Consider the following 15,263-nt stretch of genomic DNA (forward strand, 5'->3'; position numbering starts at 1 on the left):
CGCGTTTCCCCCGCGCGTGGTGCCCTCTGCCGAGTCCCCGTTGTGGCTACCCACAGGGATGCGCCCAGTAAGGATCTCAGTTCCCGGGGTGGGGGCGCACGGGAGCATTGGGACCGTGGGCATGCACCGTTGCACGCCCATCGGAGTGCGTCCAGTGTTCCACCGGCTTCCCCCTGCGGCCGACGCAACCCTGGCAGTAAGCCCTTACAGACGGCAGTAAGCCCTTGCAGACAAGCGGGACGCCCCGGACGTCCCGAGCGACCACGCTAGCCCGCTTACTCGACGACTTCCTTGCAAATCCGCGAACTTGTCAACACATCGACACACAGAAAGCACATAAACGATCACTCGCGTCACATGTGCCGTATTCGGGCAAGTCAGACGCGAGGCTCACACCGGGCTCATCCCAGCGCAAGGGCCCCGAGCACCGCCGCCAGCACCAGGGCCACGGCGAGCATGACGGCGACCATCAGCAGCCGGCGCGAGGGCGGCCCGGTCTTCTTGGGCGGCGCGTCCCACCACGGCAGGGTCGGATCGTCCTCGTACTCGTCGCCCGCGTACCCCTCGCCGCCCGCGACGTCCGCCGTGCCCTCCGGCTTCTCCGGCACCGGGACGGTCTTCGGCCAGGCCCGCACGGCCAGTTCCCACCGCACCCCGAAGCGTTCCGCCTCCTCCTTGCCGATCCCCGCGACCCGGCACAGCGCGGCGACCGCCTGCCGGGGCGGGGGCTGGGTGGCGTTGAGGTACCGCTGCCAGGAGGACTTGCTGTACGCGGTGCGCGCGCCCAGGGCGACCAGGCTCAGGCCCGTACGGTCCTTGAGCTGCCGCAACTGCTCCACGAAATGCCGCACCTCCGACGGCAGATCGTCGGGCAGCGGCTGCCAGGCACCCATCGCTCACCTCCGAACCAGACCCGATCGGGTGACGACACGACACGGCGCATTGGTTCCCGACCTGTCCCGACGTAGCGGAACGGTCACTTCCGTGCCACAGCGCACTGACAGGCGTTGAACAGCCCCTTCGCCGTGCCCGAGGGTGGACGCAGACGACGGTCCGTCCTTCCTCGGGGGAGAGGACGGGCCGCCGTCGCGCGCAGGGCCTAGTTCTCCACCGTGAAGTGCAGCGCGTCCTTGAGGAACGGGAGCCTCAGCAACGGGTCCGGCTGTGCCATCAGCGCCAGCAGCACGATCGTGAGGCCCAGTACGCCGTACGTCACGATGTCGGTGAAGCGCGAGCGCACCGCGAGCATGCCGACGCTCGGCAGCAGCCACCGCATCACCGCGCCGATCAGCAGGGCGCCGCCGATCAGCAGGGCGCCGGCCCGGAACACATCGAGCGCGGTGACCAGCAGACCGACACCGACCAGCCCGAGCACGACGAGTACGGGCCACTGCCGGGCGGGCGCCGGCAGATCACCGGACGCCGCGCGGCCGCCGCCCTCGGGGCGGGCCGTGTCCTTGGTGAACAGCGGGAAGCGGCGGGTGGTGCGACGCGGCACGCCCTCCGCGTCCGGGGCGCTCACCGGATCCCGGACCTCGATCTCCTCCGCCTTGTCGGAGCCCGCCTCAGCCGACACTGCGCTCCGCCGCCTCGACCACGTTGACCAGCAACTGCGCCCGGGTCATCGGGCCCACGCCACCGGGGTTCGGGGAGATGAAGCCGGCCACCTCGGCGACACCGGGGTGGACGTCGCCCACGATCTTGCCCTCGGCGTTGCGCGAGACACCGACGTCGAGGACGGCGGCGCCCGGCTTCACGTCCTCGGGGCGGACCAGGTGGGCGGAGCCGGCGGCCGCGACGATGATGTCCGCGCGGCGCAGATGCGACGCCAGGTCGCGGGTGCCGGTGTGGCACTGGGTGACGGTCGCGTTCTCGCTGCGCCGGGTCAGCAGCAGCGGCATCGGACGCCCGATGGTCACGCCACGGCCGACGACCACGACCTCGGCGCCCTTGATCTCGACGCCGTACCGGCGCAGGAGGGTGAGGACACCGTTGGGGGTGCAGGGCAGCGGGGCCGGCTCGTTGAGGACGAGGCGGCCGAGGTTCATCGGATGCAGGCCGTCGGCGTCCTTGTCCGGGTCCATCAGCTCCAGGATGCGGTTCTCGTCGATGCCCTTGGGCAGCGGGAGCTGGATGATGTAGCCGGTGCAGGCCGGGTCCTCGTTCAGCTCGCGGACGACGGCCTCGATCTCCTCCTGGGTCGCCGTGGCCGGCAGCTCCCGCTGGATGGAGGCGATGCCCACCTGGGCGCAGTCGCGGTGCTTGCCGGCGACGTACTTCTGGCTGCCGGGGTCGTCCCCGACCAGGACCGTGCCGAGTCCGGGCGTGACCCCCTTCTCCTTGAGCGCCGCCACGCGGGCGGTCAGGTCGGACTTGATCGCGGCTGCGGTGGCCTTGCCATCGAGAATCTGGGCGGTCATGACTCCATCCTCCTAGATGACGCCCTCCCCGATCCAATCCGGGTCCGGCCGTGGTCTGCGTCACGCCATCTGCGCCCGTATCCGCCCATGATCAGCGATGTTGCACTTGCACAACACATAGGGAATGCGGCTGGACAAGTAAGAGCCGATTAAAGAACGATGTGACTGCAGTGCCGCGGGCAGTACCGGGGGGACAAACCGCATCAGTAGAACTTCCTCCGAACCGTGCCGCGCGTCCCCGCACTCGGACAACGGAGGAAACACCGCCATGAGTTTCGGCGACCCGAACAACCCCTACGGCCCGCCTCCCCAGGGCCAGCCCGGTTACCCGCAGCAGCCCCCGCAGGGCCAGCCCGGCTACGGCTACCCGCAGGGCGCTCCGCAGCAGCCGCCCGCCTACGGCTACCCGCAGGGTCAGCCGGCCTACCCCGGCTACCCGGGCGGGAACATGATGCCGGTGCAGATGCCGGGCCTGATGAAGACGTCCCGCGTCCTGCTCTTCGTCCTCGCCGGCTTCCAGATCCTGTTCGGCCTCATCACCGGCATCGCCGTCGGTGCCGCCCAGGACCTGTCCAACGGCGTCGGCGCGGGTGACGACACCGACAGCCTGGCGGGTCTCGGCTTCCTTGTCGCGGCGCTTCTGCTGGCCCTGGGCGCGCTGTCCATCTTCCTGGGCGTGAAGTTCAAGAACGGCGGCAGCGGCATCCGCGTCACGACGATCGTGTACGCGTCGCTGATGATCCTCGGCGGCATCGTCAACATCGTGAACGGTGCGAACGGCTCCGCCACCTTCGGCGGTCTGATCTCCCTCACCATCGCCGGCATCATCCTCGCCTCGATGGTCAACGGTGCGGCGTCCGCGTGGTTCAACCGCCCGCGCTACTGAGGCACACCGGACCTGCACCGAAAACGCGGTGGCCAGGGATCGGTTCACGCCAATAACAGCCGAGGGCCGTGTCTCACCTGCTTCAGGGGGACACGGCCCGGCTGCGTCGCCCTACTCTGACGTGGGTAGCCGTCAGGCACGGGGAGACGCACCTTGTACAGCATCATCGTGGTACCTCCGCCGACCACGGAGGACGAGAACCATCCCGCCCAGCACAGGCTGGCGCCCGGCGAACGACTCGGCTTCGGGCGATCCGTTTCCGACAACGACCTCGCGATCCCGCACGACGGGGTGTCCCGCAGAGCCGGTGAGATCACCGCGCAGGGCGCCTTCTGGATACTGAGCAACCTCAGCCGGGAGCAGACGTACGTCGTCGAGAACCCGGAAGGCGCGGGCGAGCACATCAAGGTGGGGCCGGGGCGGTTGGACGCGCCGATCCCGTTCGAGTTCTCACGGATCGTGCTGCCCGCGGCCGGCGATCTGCTGACGATCGAGGTGTGGGCGCCGCGCCACGACTACCTCAGCTCCGAGGGCAGCCCGGACGGGGCGACCACCGCCCCGGCCTTCTCGGTGGACCGTACGAAGCGGTACTTCGCGGTCCTCGCCGCCCTGTGCGAACCCCGCCTGCGCGGTGAACCGCACGCCGCGCTGCCCACCGTCGACCAGGTCGTGGACCGGCTGCGCCCCCATTGGCCGGCGGCCTCGCGCACCTCGGTGCAGTGGAACATCGACTACCTCGCCGTGAAACTGCGCCTCAAGCCCGGCCCGGAGACGGCGGACACCGGCCCGCGCCTCAACGGCAAGAAGGAGTCACTGGTGTCGCTGGCGCTCCGGTTCGACCTGGTACGGGAGGACGACCTCGTCGTGCTCAGAGAGCCGGCGCCCGGCCGGGTGGCGCGGTGACCGAGCCCTACGCCGTGCCGGTGCCCAGGGGGTACCGGGTGGGCGGGTGGGAGGTGCGGGAGCCGATCGCCACGGGGGCGTTCGGGAGCGTGTACGAGGCCAGACGCGCCGGGGACGACGAGGCACAGCCGAGGACGGCGGCCCTGAAGTTCCTGCCCACCGGAACCGGAACCCCCCGCCAGCTCACCCATCTGCGCGAACTCGTCGAGCGCGAGGTCGAGTTGCACCGCCGGCTGAAGCAGCCGCGGCTGATCCGGATGTACGACACCCTCACCGTCGACGACCCGGCGCGCCCCGCCCTCGACGGCGCCACCGTCCTCGTACTGGAGAAGGCGGAGGGCTCCCTGTCCACCCTGCTCGCGGCGGACCCGCGCCCCGAGGCGGGTCCGGCGCTGCTCGCGCAGATCTGCGAGGGTCTTGCGCAGCTGCATCACGCGGGCTGGGTGCACGGCGACCTCAAACCCGCCAATGTGCTGCTGATGGCGGACGGTTCGGCCCGGCTCGCCGACTTCAACATGGCGGCGGAGCTGGAGGGCACGCACGCGTACACGCCCGCGTTCTCGACGCCCGACTACACGCCGCCCGAGCTGCTGTGGTCGGAGATCGGCGAGCGGGGCCGCCGGATCCGCCCCTCGGCGGACGTGTGGGCCTTCGGCGTCCTGGCCCACCTGCTGCTGGCCGGCTCCTTCCCGCTGCCGGGCGCCACCCCGTCGACCCGCCGCGACGCGGCCGCCGCCTATGCGCGCGGCACCGACGACCTGCGGCTGTCGCCCGAACTGCCGGACGTCTGGCGGGAGATCGTCCGGGACTGTCTGACCCGCACGCACGAGGACCGCGTCGGCACCCAGGACCTGCTGCGCCGGGTGGAGGCCGCGGCCGGTACGACCCGCTCACCGCGCCTGCCGCGGGCGCTCCTCCCCCGCCGCCGCTCCCGCCGTACGACGATGCTGGCCGCCGTGAGCGCTGTGGTGGCGGTGTCCGCCCTCGGGTACGGCATCAGCACCTGGGCCGGGGAGGGTACCGACGGCGGCGGGACCCCGGGCGGCCAGAACACGAAGGTCACGACCGCCAACTACGGCGCCGCCGAACTACGTACCGACAAGGGCATCCCGGTGGCCTACCGGCGCGTCATCGTCGACTCGGCCCACGACTGCGTCCAGCCCGAGGTCACGCCCGCGCTGATCGCCGCCCTGTTGAAGGCGGAGAGCAACTTCGACCCGGACCTGTCCGACCCCTCCGTCGGCAAGGAGGGCGAGTACGGCATCGCCCGCTGGACGCCGAGTCTGCTGCGCTGGTGGATCCGCGCGGACGGCGTCCCCGCGGAGGAGACCCCCAAGCCGCCCCTCACACCGGCCGAGTCCATCCCGGCGGTGGGCCGCTACCTCTGCTACATGGAGCCCCTCCTGCGTCCGACCGGCCTGTCCGGCGACCGCCAGGTCCTGCTGGCGGCCGCCTACCGCACCTCGACCAAGGTCGTGAACAACACGGGCGGGGTTCCCCCGAAGTACCGCGACTACGCCACCCGCGTCGCCCACTACCTCAAGGAGTACACGCCGCCCGGCAAGAAGTGACCCTGAGACCTCTGAGGTACCGCTCGCGCGGAGTCGGCGTCACGGTGGCAAGTGTCCGATCTGCGGCTTCCGGTCTCCTCGGGGGAGGGCCGGAAGCCGCAGCTTGGTTATTGCGGTGATCTCCGGCGCGGATAGAGGGAAGATACACACACCGGCGCAAGACGCACGGTTCACAACTCCACAAGGAGGCTTCCCACTTGAGACCGACCCGTATCGCCCTCTCCCTCGTCGTCACCGCCCTGGCCCCGGCACTTCTGCTCGCCACCCCGGCTCTCGCCGCCGCGTCGGCACCGTCGTCCGCCACCGCTGTGGCGACTGACTCCGACATGTCCGACGACGATGTCCGCGTCGCGATCATGCGGATCATCGGCGACCCGAACACCGGCAAGGCCGTCTACGCCGCCGCGCAGAAGGCCATGGACGGCACGATCGAGGATCAGCGGTACTTCCTGGAGACGGGCCGCTGGATAGCCCAGGCCGAGGACGACCGCGTCGCGATCGCCCGCATCCTCGCCACCGCCGACCCGAAGAGCGACAAGGCGGTCATCAGGGAGGCCAACGAAGCCCTCGACGCCAACACTCCGGAGGCTCTGCGGGCCTTCCTGGAGACCGGTTACCGCCTCGCCCGCGCCGAGGACGACCGCGTCCGCATCGCCCGCATCCTGGCCAACCCGACCATCAGCGACGCGCTGCGCGCGGCGGCGGCGGAGGCCATCGACGGGACGCCGGAGGAGCTCCGGTACTTCCTGGAGGTCGGGCAGTACGAGGTCGACTAGAGGGACTTGACGAAGAGGGCCCAGGCGCGGGTGGGGAACACCAGCGCGGGGCCCTCCGGGGTTTTGGAGTCGCGGACGGGGATGATGCCGGGGAGGTTGTCGGCGACCTCGACGCACTCACCGCCGGTCCCGCTGCTGTAGCTGCTCTTGCGCCACTGCACGGACCTAGAGTCGGCGTTGCTGTTGGGCTTCATTCCTGTAGTCCTCCGCTGCTGCCTCGATCATGGCCAGGGACGCCTCTGGCGGCAGAGCGGCGGCCCTGAGCAGATCGTACGACTCGCGGTAATCCATCACGAGGGCCGGATAGTCGATGACTTGGCCACTGTGCAGACCTTCGGTGTACACAAGCGGCGGCGCGTCGAAGAAGGTCATGATCCGCGTCAGTCCCATCATGAACGGGTGAGCCGCAGCGGTTTCCGGGACGATCTGCACAATGGACCGTGTGCCCCTGACCACCTCGGCGATGTGGTCCAGCAGTTCGCCCATCCCCGCAGGCGGCAGCACCCGTCGCCGGATGACCGACTCGTCGAGAACCGCCCAGAGCTTCGGCGGCGACTCCCCCGCGAAGAGCCTCGCTCGGTCCAGACGAGCACTCACGACCGCCTCGACCTCGGCGTCTGACGCTCGCGGCATCGCCGACCGACCAATCGCCGCGGCGTACGCCCCGGTCTGCAACAGCCCAGGCACCAGAATGGGAGCCCAGTCCTCAATGGTCCGCGCCAGCTGCTCCAGTTCGGCGACGTCCGCAAAGTGCTCGGCGATTCCGGCTTTCCGCGCCTTGGCGGCGTCTTCACACCGCCGCTGGAAAAACCCGTCCGTCCCCAGCCGCTCATCCACATGCTTGGCGAGATCGTCCGGCATCCGCCGCTCACCTCGCTCGATCTGACTCAGGAACGAGATCCCCCGGAAACTCCCCTCGGCCAACTGCTCCAGCGTCAGCCCCGCCGCCTCCCTCTTGAAGCGCAACTCGGCCCCGTAGAAGCAGGGAACGCTAACCGAAGCGTCGGGATCCTTGCGTGCGGGCACAACTCACCACCACTGTTTGCCGGTTACCGTGCGCAATCCAAACCCCTTTGACGGTACGCAACTCCCCGTCACTCTGTGAGCGATTCACTACGGAACGCACACGGAGGCCTCCCCCCATGCCCGACCCCCACCTCGAAGAACTCCGCAACGCGCTGGAAGCGAACGGCATCACGCTCCCCTCCCTCGGCGTCGATCTGCCGTCCCTCACCGCGCTGCCCGCACGTCCCCTCATCGCGCTCGGGAACTGCAATCTCGCCACGGTCCAAGCGCTGGCCGCCGCCCTCCGCAGGGCGGCCGAACGATGATCGAACCGCTCGTTCTCGAACTGCTCGCCCTCCCCAAGGCCGTACCGGAGGTACGCCGAGCCGTCCGCGACCACCTCGGCGCGCCCTGCCCCCAAGTCCAGCTCTGTGTAAGCGAGTTACTGAGCAATGTGATCACCCACATCGGCGAGGGCACCCCGGTCACCGTCCGCCTGTTCCTCACCCCGGACGGCCGCACCCGCCTGGAGGTGACCGACCCCCTGCCCTACTCATGGCTCGTCCTGCGCAACCCGGCCCTCGACGAGGAGTCCGGACGCGGTCTGCTGCTCCTCGAAGCCATCGCCCTCCGCTGGGGCGTCGAGCAGAACGCCCACGGCAAGACCGTCTGGTGCGAGCCTCCGGTTCCGGGACCCTAGGTCCAGAAGACGGTTCCCCGCTCGCCGCTCACCGCCAGGACCGAAGAGTCCGGAGAGAACGCCACGGCGAAGACCGGGCCGTTGCATCCCGGGAGCGGCTCGCCAACGGGTGCCAGGGTGTCCCGTTCCCACAACTGGACGAAGCCGTCGTCGCCGCCGGCGACAGCGAGGAGACGACCGTCCGGGGAGAACGCCACGGCGAAGACCGGGCCGGTGCGTGGGAGGGGATCGCCCACCGGCTTGCCGCTGTGTGGATCCCACAGCCGCAAGGCGTCCGGTCCACCGGTGGCGAGCAGACCGCCGTCGGGAGAGAACGCCACCCAGTAGGTTCCGTCCCCATTGCGGGTCAGGAGCTCACTGCTCGCCGGTCGGGTTGCCGCGTCCCACAGCCGCACCGCGCCGGGGCCGCCCATGGCAAGGAGGCGACCGTCCGGCGAGAACGCCACCGAATTGACCGCCTCGTAGTGACTGAGACGTTCGCCGACCGGGGTGTGCGTGGCCTGGTCCGCCAGCCGCACACCGTGTCTGTCGCCGCTGGCCAGCAGGGCGCCGTCCGGCGAGAAGGCCAGGGCGTGGACGGTGCCGTTGTGGGGGATTGGGTCGCCGACCGGCGTGCGGGTGCAGGCGTCCCATAGCTGGACCATGCCGTCGGCGCCGCTTGCCAGGAGCCGACCGTCCGGAGAGAACGCCAACGACGAGACGGTGCCGCTGTGTCCGGTCATCGGGTCTGCGATCGGGCGACGGGTGGCCAGGTCCCACAGCAGCACGCCTTCGGCACCGCCGGTCGCGAACAAGGCACCGTCCGGAGCGAACGCCACGGCTCGCACCAAGAAGTACGTGTCGTCGAGCAACCCGATACTCGCCGCGGATCCACGGTGCATCGCGCCCACCACCATCCGCGCGGCGAGCGAGGAGGGCGCCGCCGCGGGGCGTGCCGGTCGGCTGCCGGTCGCCCGCCGCCAGAGCCGAACCCTGCCGTTCTTGCTGCCGGCGGCGAGTCGACGGCCGTCCGCGGAGAACGTCACCGAGACGACTGCGGAGTCGTCAGCGGAGTAGTCCGCGATGAGAGGGTCGCCGATCGGAGTGTGGGTTCCCGGGTCCCACAGCCGCACGGTGCCGTCGTCGACACCGACCGCGAGGTGTCCGTGTGGAGAGAACGCCACCGAGAAGACCGGGCTCTTGTGCTCCAGGGGCTCGCCGACCGTCTCACCGGTCGCCACGTCCCACAGCCATACGGTGTGGTCACTGCCGCCGACGGCGAGGAGACGTCCGTCCGGGGAGAAGGCGACCGAGGAGACCGTGCCTTCGCGTCCGACGAGGGGTTCTCCGACCATGGCGAAGGTCGATGCGTCCCACAGCCTCACAATGCCATCGTTACCGCCGGTGGCGAGCAGGCGACCGCCCGGGTTGAACTCGATCGAGGACACCGCGTCGTGATGCGCGTCGAAGACTTCACCGACGGATTCTCGGGTGGCCGCGGCCCACTGGCGCATGGTGCCGTCGGCTCCCCCTGTGAGGAGATGGCGCCCGTTGGGCGAGAACGCCATGCAGCGGACCGCGCTCGCATGCGTGAGCGGTTCACCGACCAGGGTGCGAGTGGCCGGGTCCCACTGGTGCACGGAACGCTTGTCGTCACCGACGGCCAACAGGCTTCCGTCCGGCGAGAAGGCCAGCGAGAGGACCGAGGTGTAGGAGCCGGGTGCGGGGAGGGGGTCACCGACGGGGAGGAGCTTGGCCGAATCCCACAGCCGTACGCTCCCGGAAAAGCCACTGTTCCCGCCCACTGCGATCAGGCCGCTGACCGGGGAGAACGCCACGGAACAGACCCGGGCGTGCGTGGCGAAGGGCATGCCCATCGGCACGTACCGAACGTCCCCGATGGGCGCGTCATAGTACGGATCTTCGGCGGTTTCGCGGGGCTGGACGATGAAAAGCCGCTCGGTGTTCACAGGCGGCGGAGCGGATTCGGGCTCGGGCTCGATCTCGGGCTCGATCTCGGGGGCCGGACTGCTCTCGTGATCCAGCTGCGGCGGTTCGACCGGCGGCAACGGTTCCCGGGTCTGCCGGGCCGGTTCGGGTCGGGCGCGTCTGGGCCGTAGCGCGATCAGACGCTTGCCGTTCGAACGCCATGGCGCCAGAGCGTCGAGATTGTGACTTGGCGCGGGACACTCCTGCCCGTACTGGTCCCAGGACATCAGAGTCCGCACGAGCAGCATCAACCGGTCGATGCCGATGTGTCTGCCTCTGAACGCGTCGCTCAGCGTCGCCTTGGGCAGCGATTTGCCGAACAGGTCCAGGGCACGCTCATCGATGAGGCGGTAGGACTTCTCCCCCCGGTCCGCGCGCAGCTCTCGCAGCGCCCGTCCCTGCGCCTCCAATGCCTTGTCGTACGCGTTCTCGTCGTGCTGTCCGCTCTGGCGCTCATCCATGGTGCCGGGCCCCCCTCATACTGTGCTGGGCAGGGTAGAGGGACCGCGGCCGAACGGCACCGAACTTCGGCGAACAGACCTGAACCGGGCCTCGGACGGAGGCGGTTCGGCCGAACGCTGATCTCGAATGACTTCGTTCGACCAGCTCAAGCCATGGCACCGTGCGGGTCCACAGTCGATGCATGACGAACGCCCAGAACCAGCAGTCCGCCAACGGACCCGCATCCGAACCGCCGTTCCTGTCCCTTCACACCGCCGTCGTCCTGCTCGCCGCGCTGGCGATCGGTCTCGCCATCGGCGTCCTGACAGCGTTCACCGGCGTGCCCGGTGCGGCCGCAGTCATCGCCGGACTGACCACGACCGGCGCGAGCATCCCCGTCCTGCGCTCCCTCATCCGTTGACCGTCATAACGGCGGGGTGCCACCGCCCGTACGTGAGTGCACCACGTACGGGCGGACGTCGTGAGCGGTAGCCTTTCGTCAACTTGCGTGACGCGAGAGCACGTTGCGAGAAGGCAGCACATCGGGGGAACCCATGTCAGACGAACGGCCGACGCCGCCGCGCCCTCCGGCGTCCGAGGGCGCCGCATTGCAGCAGGCCGGGGCGCGCCCGCTGCGGTCCGCGGACCCGACGCGCATCGGCCCCTACCTTCCCCTCGGCCTCCTCGGCAGCGGCGGCATGGGCCACGTCTACGTCGCCCGCCCCGCCGACAACGCCCCCGGCCTCGTCGCCGTCAAGGTGATCCGTCCCGAGTACGCCGAAGACCCCCGGTTCCGGCGGCGCTTCGAGCGGGAGGCCGCCGTGCACGCCCGGGTGCACACGCCCCGGACGCCGGACCTGCTCGGCACCGGGTTCGACGACTCGCTGCTGTGGATGGCGACGCAGTACCTCCCCGGTCTGAACCTCGCCGAGGCGGTGCGCGAGTGCGGCAGGCTGGAGCGTGCCGGGGTGTGGCGGCTGGTCGCGGAGATGGGGCAGGCGCTGTCGGCGCTCGCCGCCGCCGACGTCGTACACCGGGATCTCAAGCCGTCCAATGTGATCCTGTCCCAGCAGGGCACGCATGTCATCGACTTCGGCATCGCCCAGGCCGCCGACGGCAGCGCGATCACCTCGAGCGGCAGCCGGGTCGGCACGCCCGCCTTCATGGCGCCCGAGTATCTGCGCGAGGGCCGCTGCGACACCGCGTCCGACGTCTTCTCGCTCGCCGGGAGCCTGATCTACGCCGCCACCGGACACGCCCCGTTCGGGGACGGTACGGGCGTCGATGTGATGCACCGGGTCGCCTTCGAGGAGCCCAAGCAGGAGATCATGGCCGAACTCTCGGCCGTGGACCCCGCGTTGGCCGCCCTGATGTCCGCCTGCCTCGCCAAGGATCCCGCCGGCCGCCCCCTCCCGCGGCAACTCATCGAGGCCGCCATGGCCGCCGGATACGCCCACGGCCACCCGGCCTCCTGGCACGAGCCGCTGGCCGCCCGGCTGCTCGCCCGGCGGCAGGCCTGCGAGGAGCTGGAGCGGGGCTCCGTCCACGAGACCGTCCAATTGCGTACGCCGGTGCAGCCGCCGGCCTTCCCGGGCCCCGGCCCCGTGTCCGGATCGCCTACGCCGCCCTGGCAGCACGCCACCCCTACACAGACGCCGGCCCCCGAGAACGGCGCCAGGCGGAGCAGACGCAGGGTCTACCTCGCCGTCGCCGCGGGTCTCGCCGTGTGCGCGGTCGCAGCGGGGGCGTTCGCCCTCACCCGCGCGCCCCTCGACGAGACGGCGTCGGCCAGACCGGGGGCGGCCGAAAGCGCCCTCCCCGGCCCCGCACGGAACTCCTCCCCCCTCCCCACCTCCTCCGCCTCGCCCTCCGGCAAGAAGAAGGAGTCGGAGAAGGCGGAGCCTGGGGAATCGGACGTCACGGCGTCCGAGAGCTCCAACGCGACCTCCGACGGCGGCACGGGCGGAACCCGGCCCACCCCCGCCGACGACGCCTCCACCCCGTCCGACGGCGGGACCACCCCGACCGCCACCCCCACCCCGACGGCACCCGAAACGCCCGCCACCCCGCCCTGGATCTCCCAGTGCACGTACTACTCCGGCACCGAGCTCACCGTGCAGGGCAACAAGGGCCAGCGCGTGGTCCAGGTGCAATGCATGCTCACCAAGCGCGGCTACAGCGTCGGCTCGTCGGGCGTGGACGGTGAGTTCGGCACCGCCACGCTGGCCGCCGTGAAGCAGTTCCAGGGGGCCAAGGGCCTTGAGGTGGACGGCGAGGTGGGGCCCAACACCTGGGCGGCGCTGCGCAGTTCGACATGACACAGGGCCCGCCGTCCGAGGCACGGCGGGCCCTGCGACCTGTACGGCTCAGTGGAAGAAGTGCCGCGTCCCGGTGAAGTACATCGTGACGCCCGCCTTCTTCGCGGCCTCGACCACCTGCTCGTCGCGGACCGAACCGCCCGGCTGGACCACGGCCTTGACGCCGGCCTCGGTGAGGATCTCCAGGCCGTCGGGGAAGGGGAAGAAGGCGTCGGAGGCGGCGTAGGAACCCTGCGCGCGCTCGGCGCCGGCCCGCTCCACGGCCAGCTTCGCGGAGTCGACGCGGTTGACCTGGCCCATGCCGACGCCGACCGAGGCGCCGTCCTTGGCGAGGAGGATCGCGTTGGACTTCACGGCCCGGCAGGCCTTCCACGCGAAGGCGAGCTCGGCCAGCTCCGTGGCGGAGAGCGCCTCGCCCGTCGCCAGGGTCCAGTTCGCCGGGTCGTCGCCGTCGGCCTGGAGGCGGTCGGTGACCTGGAGGAGGGCGCCGCCGTCGATGGGCTTGACCTCGACGGGGTTGCCGGGGCCCTCGGGGCAGCGCAGCACGCGGATGTTCTTCTTCTTGGCGAGGGCTTCGAGGGCGCCGTCCTCGTAGTCGGGCGCGACGATGACCTCGGTGAAGATCTCGGCGACCTGCTCCGCCATCTCCTTGCTGACCGGACGGTTGACCGCGATCACGCCGCCGAACGCCGACAGCGGGTCACAGGCGTGCGCCTTGCGGTGCGCCTCGGCGACGTCCGTGCCGACCGCGATGCCGCACGGGTTGGCGTGCTTGATGATCGCGACGCAGGGCTCGGTGTGGTCGTACGCGGCACGGCGGGCGGCGTCCGTGTCCGTGTAGTTGTTGTACGACATCTCCTTGCCGTGCAGCTGCTCGGCCTTGGCGAGACCGCCGCCGTTGCCGTCCACGTACAGGGCGGCCGGCTGGTGCGGGTTCTCGCCGTAGCGGAGGGTGTTCTCGCGCTCCCAGGTGGCGCCGAGGAAGTCGGGGAACTGAGAGTCGTCGACGGGGGCGTAGGAGGAGGCGAACCAGCTCGCGACGGCCACGTCGTACGCCGCCGTGTGCTGGAAGGCCTCGGCCGCGAGCCGCTTGCGGGTGGTGATGTCGAAGCCGCCGTCGCGGACGGCCGCGAGGACGTCGGCGTAACGGTCCGGGCTGGTGACGACCGCCACGGACGGGTGGTTCTTGGCGGCGGCGCGCACCATCGACGGACCGCCGATGTCGATCTGCTCGACGCACTCGTCGGGCGTGGCACCGGAGGCGACGGTCTCGCGGAACGGGTAGAGGTTGACGACGACCAGGTCGAACGGCTCGACGCCCAGCTCGGCGAGCTGCTCGCGGTGGCTGTCCAGGCGCAGGTCGGCGAGGATGCCGGCATGCACGCGCGGGTGCAGGGTCTTGACGCGGCCGTCCAGGCACTCGGGGAAGCCGGTGAGCTCCTCGACCTTGGTGACCGGGACGCCGGCCGCGGCGATCTTCGCGGCCGTGGAGCCGGTGGAGACGAGTTCGACGCCCCCCTCGTGCAGGCCGCGCGCGAGGTCTTCCAGACCGGTCTTGTCGTAGACGCTGACGAGCGCCCGTCGAATGGCCCGCTTGTTGCTCTCGGCGGTCACTGGATAACTACCTTTCGTCCCTCAATGCGATAGCCGTTGCGGGCGATCCGCCCCACGACCTCGACGAGCAGCCTTCGCTCGACTTCCTTGATGCGCTCGTGCAGAGCACTCTCGTCGTCCTCGTCCCGGACCTCGACCACGCCCTGCGCGATGATCGGCCCGGTGTCGACGCCGTCGTCGACGAAGTGGACGGTGCAGCCGGTGACCCTGGCGCCGTACGCGAGCGCGTCGCGGACGCCGTGGGCGCCGGGAAAACTGGGGAGCAGGGCCGGGTGGGTGTTCACGAACCGGCCGCCGAAGCGCGCGAGGAACTCCTTGCCCACGATCTTCATGAACCCGGCGGAGATCACGATGTCGGGCTCATGGGCGGAGACGGCCTCGGCGAGGGCGGCGTCCCACTCCTCACGGCCGGCGTGGTCCTTGACCCTGCACACGAAGGTCGGCAGCCCGGCGCGCTCGGCCCGCGCCAGCCCCTCGATGTTCTCGCGGTCGGCCCCTACGGCCACGATCTCGGCGCCGTACGCCTCGGGACCGACGGCGGCGATCTCGTCGAGGAGCGCCTGCAGGTTGGTGCCGGATCCGGAGACCAGCACGACGAGGCGCTTGGCCACGGGCTTGGCGGCCACGGTGGGGCCCTTTCTCGGGGGTGCGTTCTTCGTGC

The 15,263-nt window shown here is 70.5% G+C and carries 16 protein-coding genes; 8 read left to right on the forward strand and 8 right to left on the reverse strand.

Going from position 1 to position 15,263, the window contains the following annotated elements; translation table 11 throughout:
* Positions 1–401 precede the first annotated feature (401 nt).
* From ACFQ6S_RS41395 to ACFQ6S_RS41405, 3 genes are all read right to left on the reverse strand, one after another.
* Positions 402–893 carry a helix-turn-helix domain-containing protein gene (locus ACFQ6S_RS41395; protein ID WP_383421025.1) on the reverse strand — a complete coding sequence of 164 codons (492 nt, stop codon included), beginning with the start codon at positions 891–893 and terminating at the stop codon, positions 402–404.
* 206 nt (positions 894–1,099) lie between these two features.
* On the reverse strand, positions 1,100–1,576 hold the full coding sequence (locus ACFQ6S_RS41400) for a DUF3017 domain-containing protein (RefSeq protein ID WP_383421028.1): 477 nt from the start codon (positions 1,574–1,576) through the stop codon (positions 1,100–1,102).
* Positions 1,566–2,420: a bifunctional methylenetetrahydrofolate dehydrogenase/methenyltetrahydrofolate cyclohydrolase gene (locus ACFQ6S_RS41405; RefSeq protein ID WP_383421031.1), complete on the reverse strand. Its 855-nt coding sequence runs from the start codon at positions 2,418–2,420 to the stop codon at positions 1,566–1,568. The genes ACFQ6S_RS41400 and ACFQ6S_RS41405 overlap by 11 nt, the downstream gene beginning before the upstream one ends.
* 268 nt (positions 2,421–2,688) lie before the next feature.
* On the opposite strand from ACFQ6S_RS41405, the gene ACFQ6S_RS41410 reads away from it, so the two are divergent.
* The 4 genes from ACFQ6S_RS41410 to ACFQ6S_RS41425 all read left to right on the forward strand — a co-directional run bounded on the left by ACFQ6S_RS41410 (position 2,689) and on the right by ACFQ6S_RS41425 (position 6,556).
* On the forward strand, positions 2,689–3,306 hold the full coding sequence (locus ACFQ6S_RS41410; RefSeq protein ID WP_383421033.1) for a hypothetical protein: 618 nt from the start codon (positions 2,689–2,691) through the stop codon (positions 3,304–3,306).
* A 153-nt stretch (positions 3,307–3,459) separates the two neighbouring features.
* Positions 3,460–4,209 carry an FHA domain-containing protein gene (locus ACFQ6S_RS41415; protein WP_383421036.1) on the forward strand — a complete coding sequence of 250 codons (750 nt, stop codon included), beginning with the start codon at positions 3,460–3,462 and terminating at the stop codon, positions 4,207–4,209.
* Positions 4,206–5,780: a protein kinase gene (locus ACFQ6S_RS41420; protein ID WP_383421039.1), complete on the forward strand. Its 1,575-nt coding sequence runs from the start codon at positions 4,206–4,208 to the stop codon at positions 5,778–5,780. The genes ACFQ6S_RS41415 and ACFQ6S_RS41420 overlap by 4 nt, the downstream gene beginning before the upstream one ends.
* A gap of 197 nt (positions 5,781–5,977) precedes the next feature.
* Entirely contained in the window at positions 5,978–6,556 is a 579-nt protein-coding gene (locus tag ACFQ6S_RS41425) for an ALF repeat-containing protein (protein WP_383421042.1), read from the forward strand.
* Here ACFQ6S_RS41425 and ACFQ6S_RS41430 read toward each other — a convergent pair.
* Positions 6,553–6,750, reverse strand: a complete 198-nt coding sequence (locus ACFQ6S_RS41430) for a DUF397 domain-containing protein (RefSeq protein WP_383421044.1) — start codon at positions 6,748–6,750, stop codon at positions 6,553–6,555. The two genes, ACFQ6S_RS41425 and ACFQ6S_RS41430, sit on opposite strands and share 4 nt — an antisense overlap.
* Complete coding sequence (locus ACFQ6S_RS41435; protein WP_383421047.1) at positions 6,722–7,582, reverse strand: Scr1 family TA system antitoxin-like transcriptional regulator; 861 nt, start codon at positions 7,580–7,582, stop codon at positions 6,722–6,724. Before ACFQ6S_RS41435 ends, ACFQ6S_RS41430 begins: the two co-directional genes overlap by 29 nt.
* 116 nt (positions 7,583–7,698) lie before the next feature.
* Between ACFQ6S_RS41435 and ACFQ6S_RS41440 the strand changes: the two genes are divergently transcribed.
* Positions 7,699–7,887 carry a hypothetical protein gene (locus ACFQ6S_RS41440; RefSeq protein ID WP_383421050.1) on the forward strand — a complete coding sequence of 63 codons (189 nt, stop codon included), beginning with the start codon at positions 7,699–7,701 and terminating at the stop codon, positions 7,885–7,887.
* The gene (locus tag ACFQ6S_RS41445; protein ID WP_383421053.1) at positions 7,884–8,261 is read left to right on the forward strand and encodes an ATP-binding protein; all 378 of its coding nucleotides are present in this window, start codon (positions 7,884–7,886) and stop codon (positions 8,259–8,261) included. The genes ACFQ6S_RS41440 and ACFQ6S_RS41445 overlap by 4 nt, the downstream gene beginning before the upstream one ends.
* Here the strand turns inward: ACFQ6S_RS41445 and ACFQ6S_RS41450 are convergent.
* A complete protein-coding gene (locus tag ACFQ6S_RS41450) occupies positions 8,258–10,690 on the reverse strand; it encodes a WD40 repeat domain-containing protein (protein WP_383421056.1) in 2,433 nt (810 codons plus the stop codon). The genes ACFQ6S_RS41445 and ACFQ6S_RS41450 overlap by 4 nt on opposite strands.
* Positions 10,691–10,872: 182 nt before the next feature.
* Here ACFQ6S_RS41450 and ACFQ6S_RS41455 point away from each other — a divergent pair, with 182 nt between their 5' ends.
* Positions 10,873–11,091 carry a hypothetical protein gene (locus ACFQ6S_RS41455; RefSeq protein WP_383421059.1) on the forward strand — a complete coding sequence of 73 codons (219 nt, stop codon included), beginning with the start codon at positions 10,873–10,875 and terminating at the stop codon, positions 11,089–11,091.
* 133 nt (positions 11,092–11,224) lie between these two features.
* On the forward strand, positions 11,225–12,988 hold the full coding sequence (locus ACFQ6S_RS41460) for a protein kinase (RefSeq protein ID WP_383421062.1): 1,764 nt from the start codon (positions 11,225–11,227) through the stop codon (positions 12,986–12,988).
* 48 nt (positions 12,989–13,036) lie between these two features.
* Here the strand turns inward: ACFQ6S_RS41460 and purH are convergent, their stop codons facing one another.
* Positions 13,037–14,602 carry a bifunctional phosphoribosylaminoimidazolecarboxamide formyltransferase/IMP cyclohydrolase gene (gene purH / locus ACFQ6S_RS41465; RefSeq protein ID WP_383421065.1) on the reverse strand — a complete coding sequence of 522 codons (1,566 nt, stop codon included), beginning with the start codon at positions 14,600–14,602 and terminating at the stop codon, positions 13,037–13,039.
* Positions 14,599–15,228 (reverse strand): phosphoribosylglycinamide formyltransferase, encoded by a 630-nt coding sequence (purN, locus tag ACFQ6S_RS41470; protein WP_383421068.1) that lies wholly within the window; start codon positions 15,226–15,228, stop codon positions 14,599–14,601. Before purN ends, purH begins: the two co-directional genes overlap by 4 nt.
* Positions 15,229–15,263 lie beyond the last annotated feature (35 nt).

This window comes from Streptomyces sp. NPDC056479 (genome assembly GCF_042795335.1).
Lineage (GTDB): Bacteria > Actinomycetota > Actinomycetes > Streptomycetales > Streptomycetaceae > Streptomyces.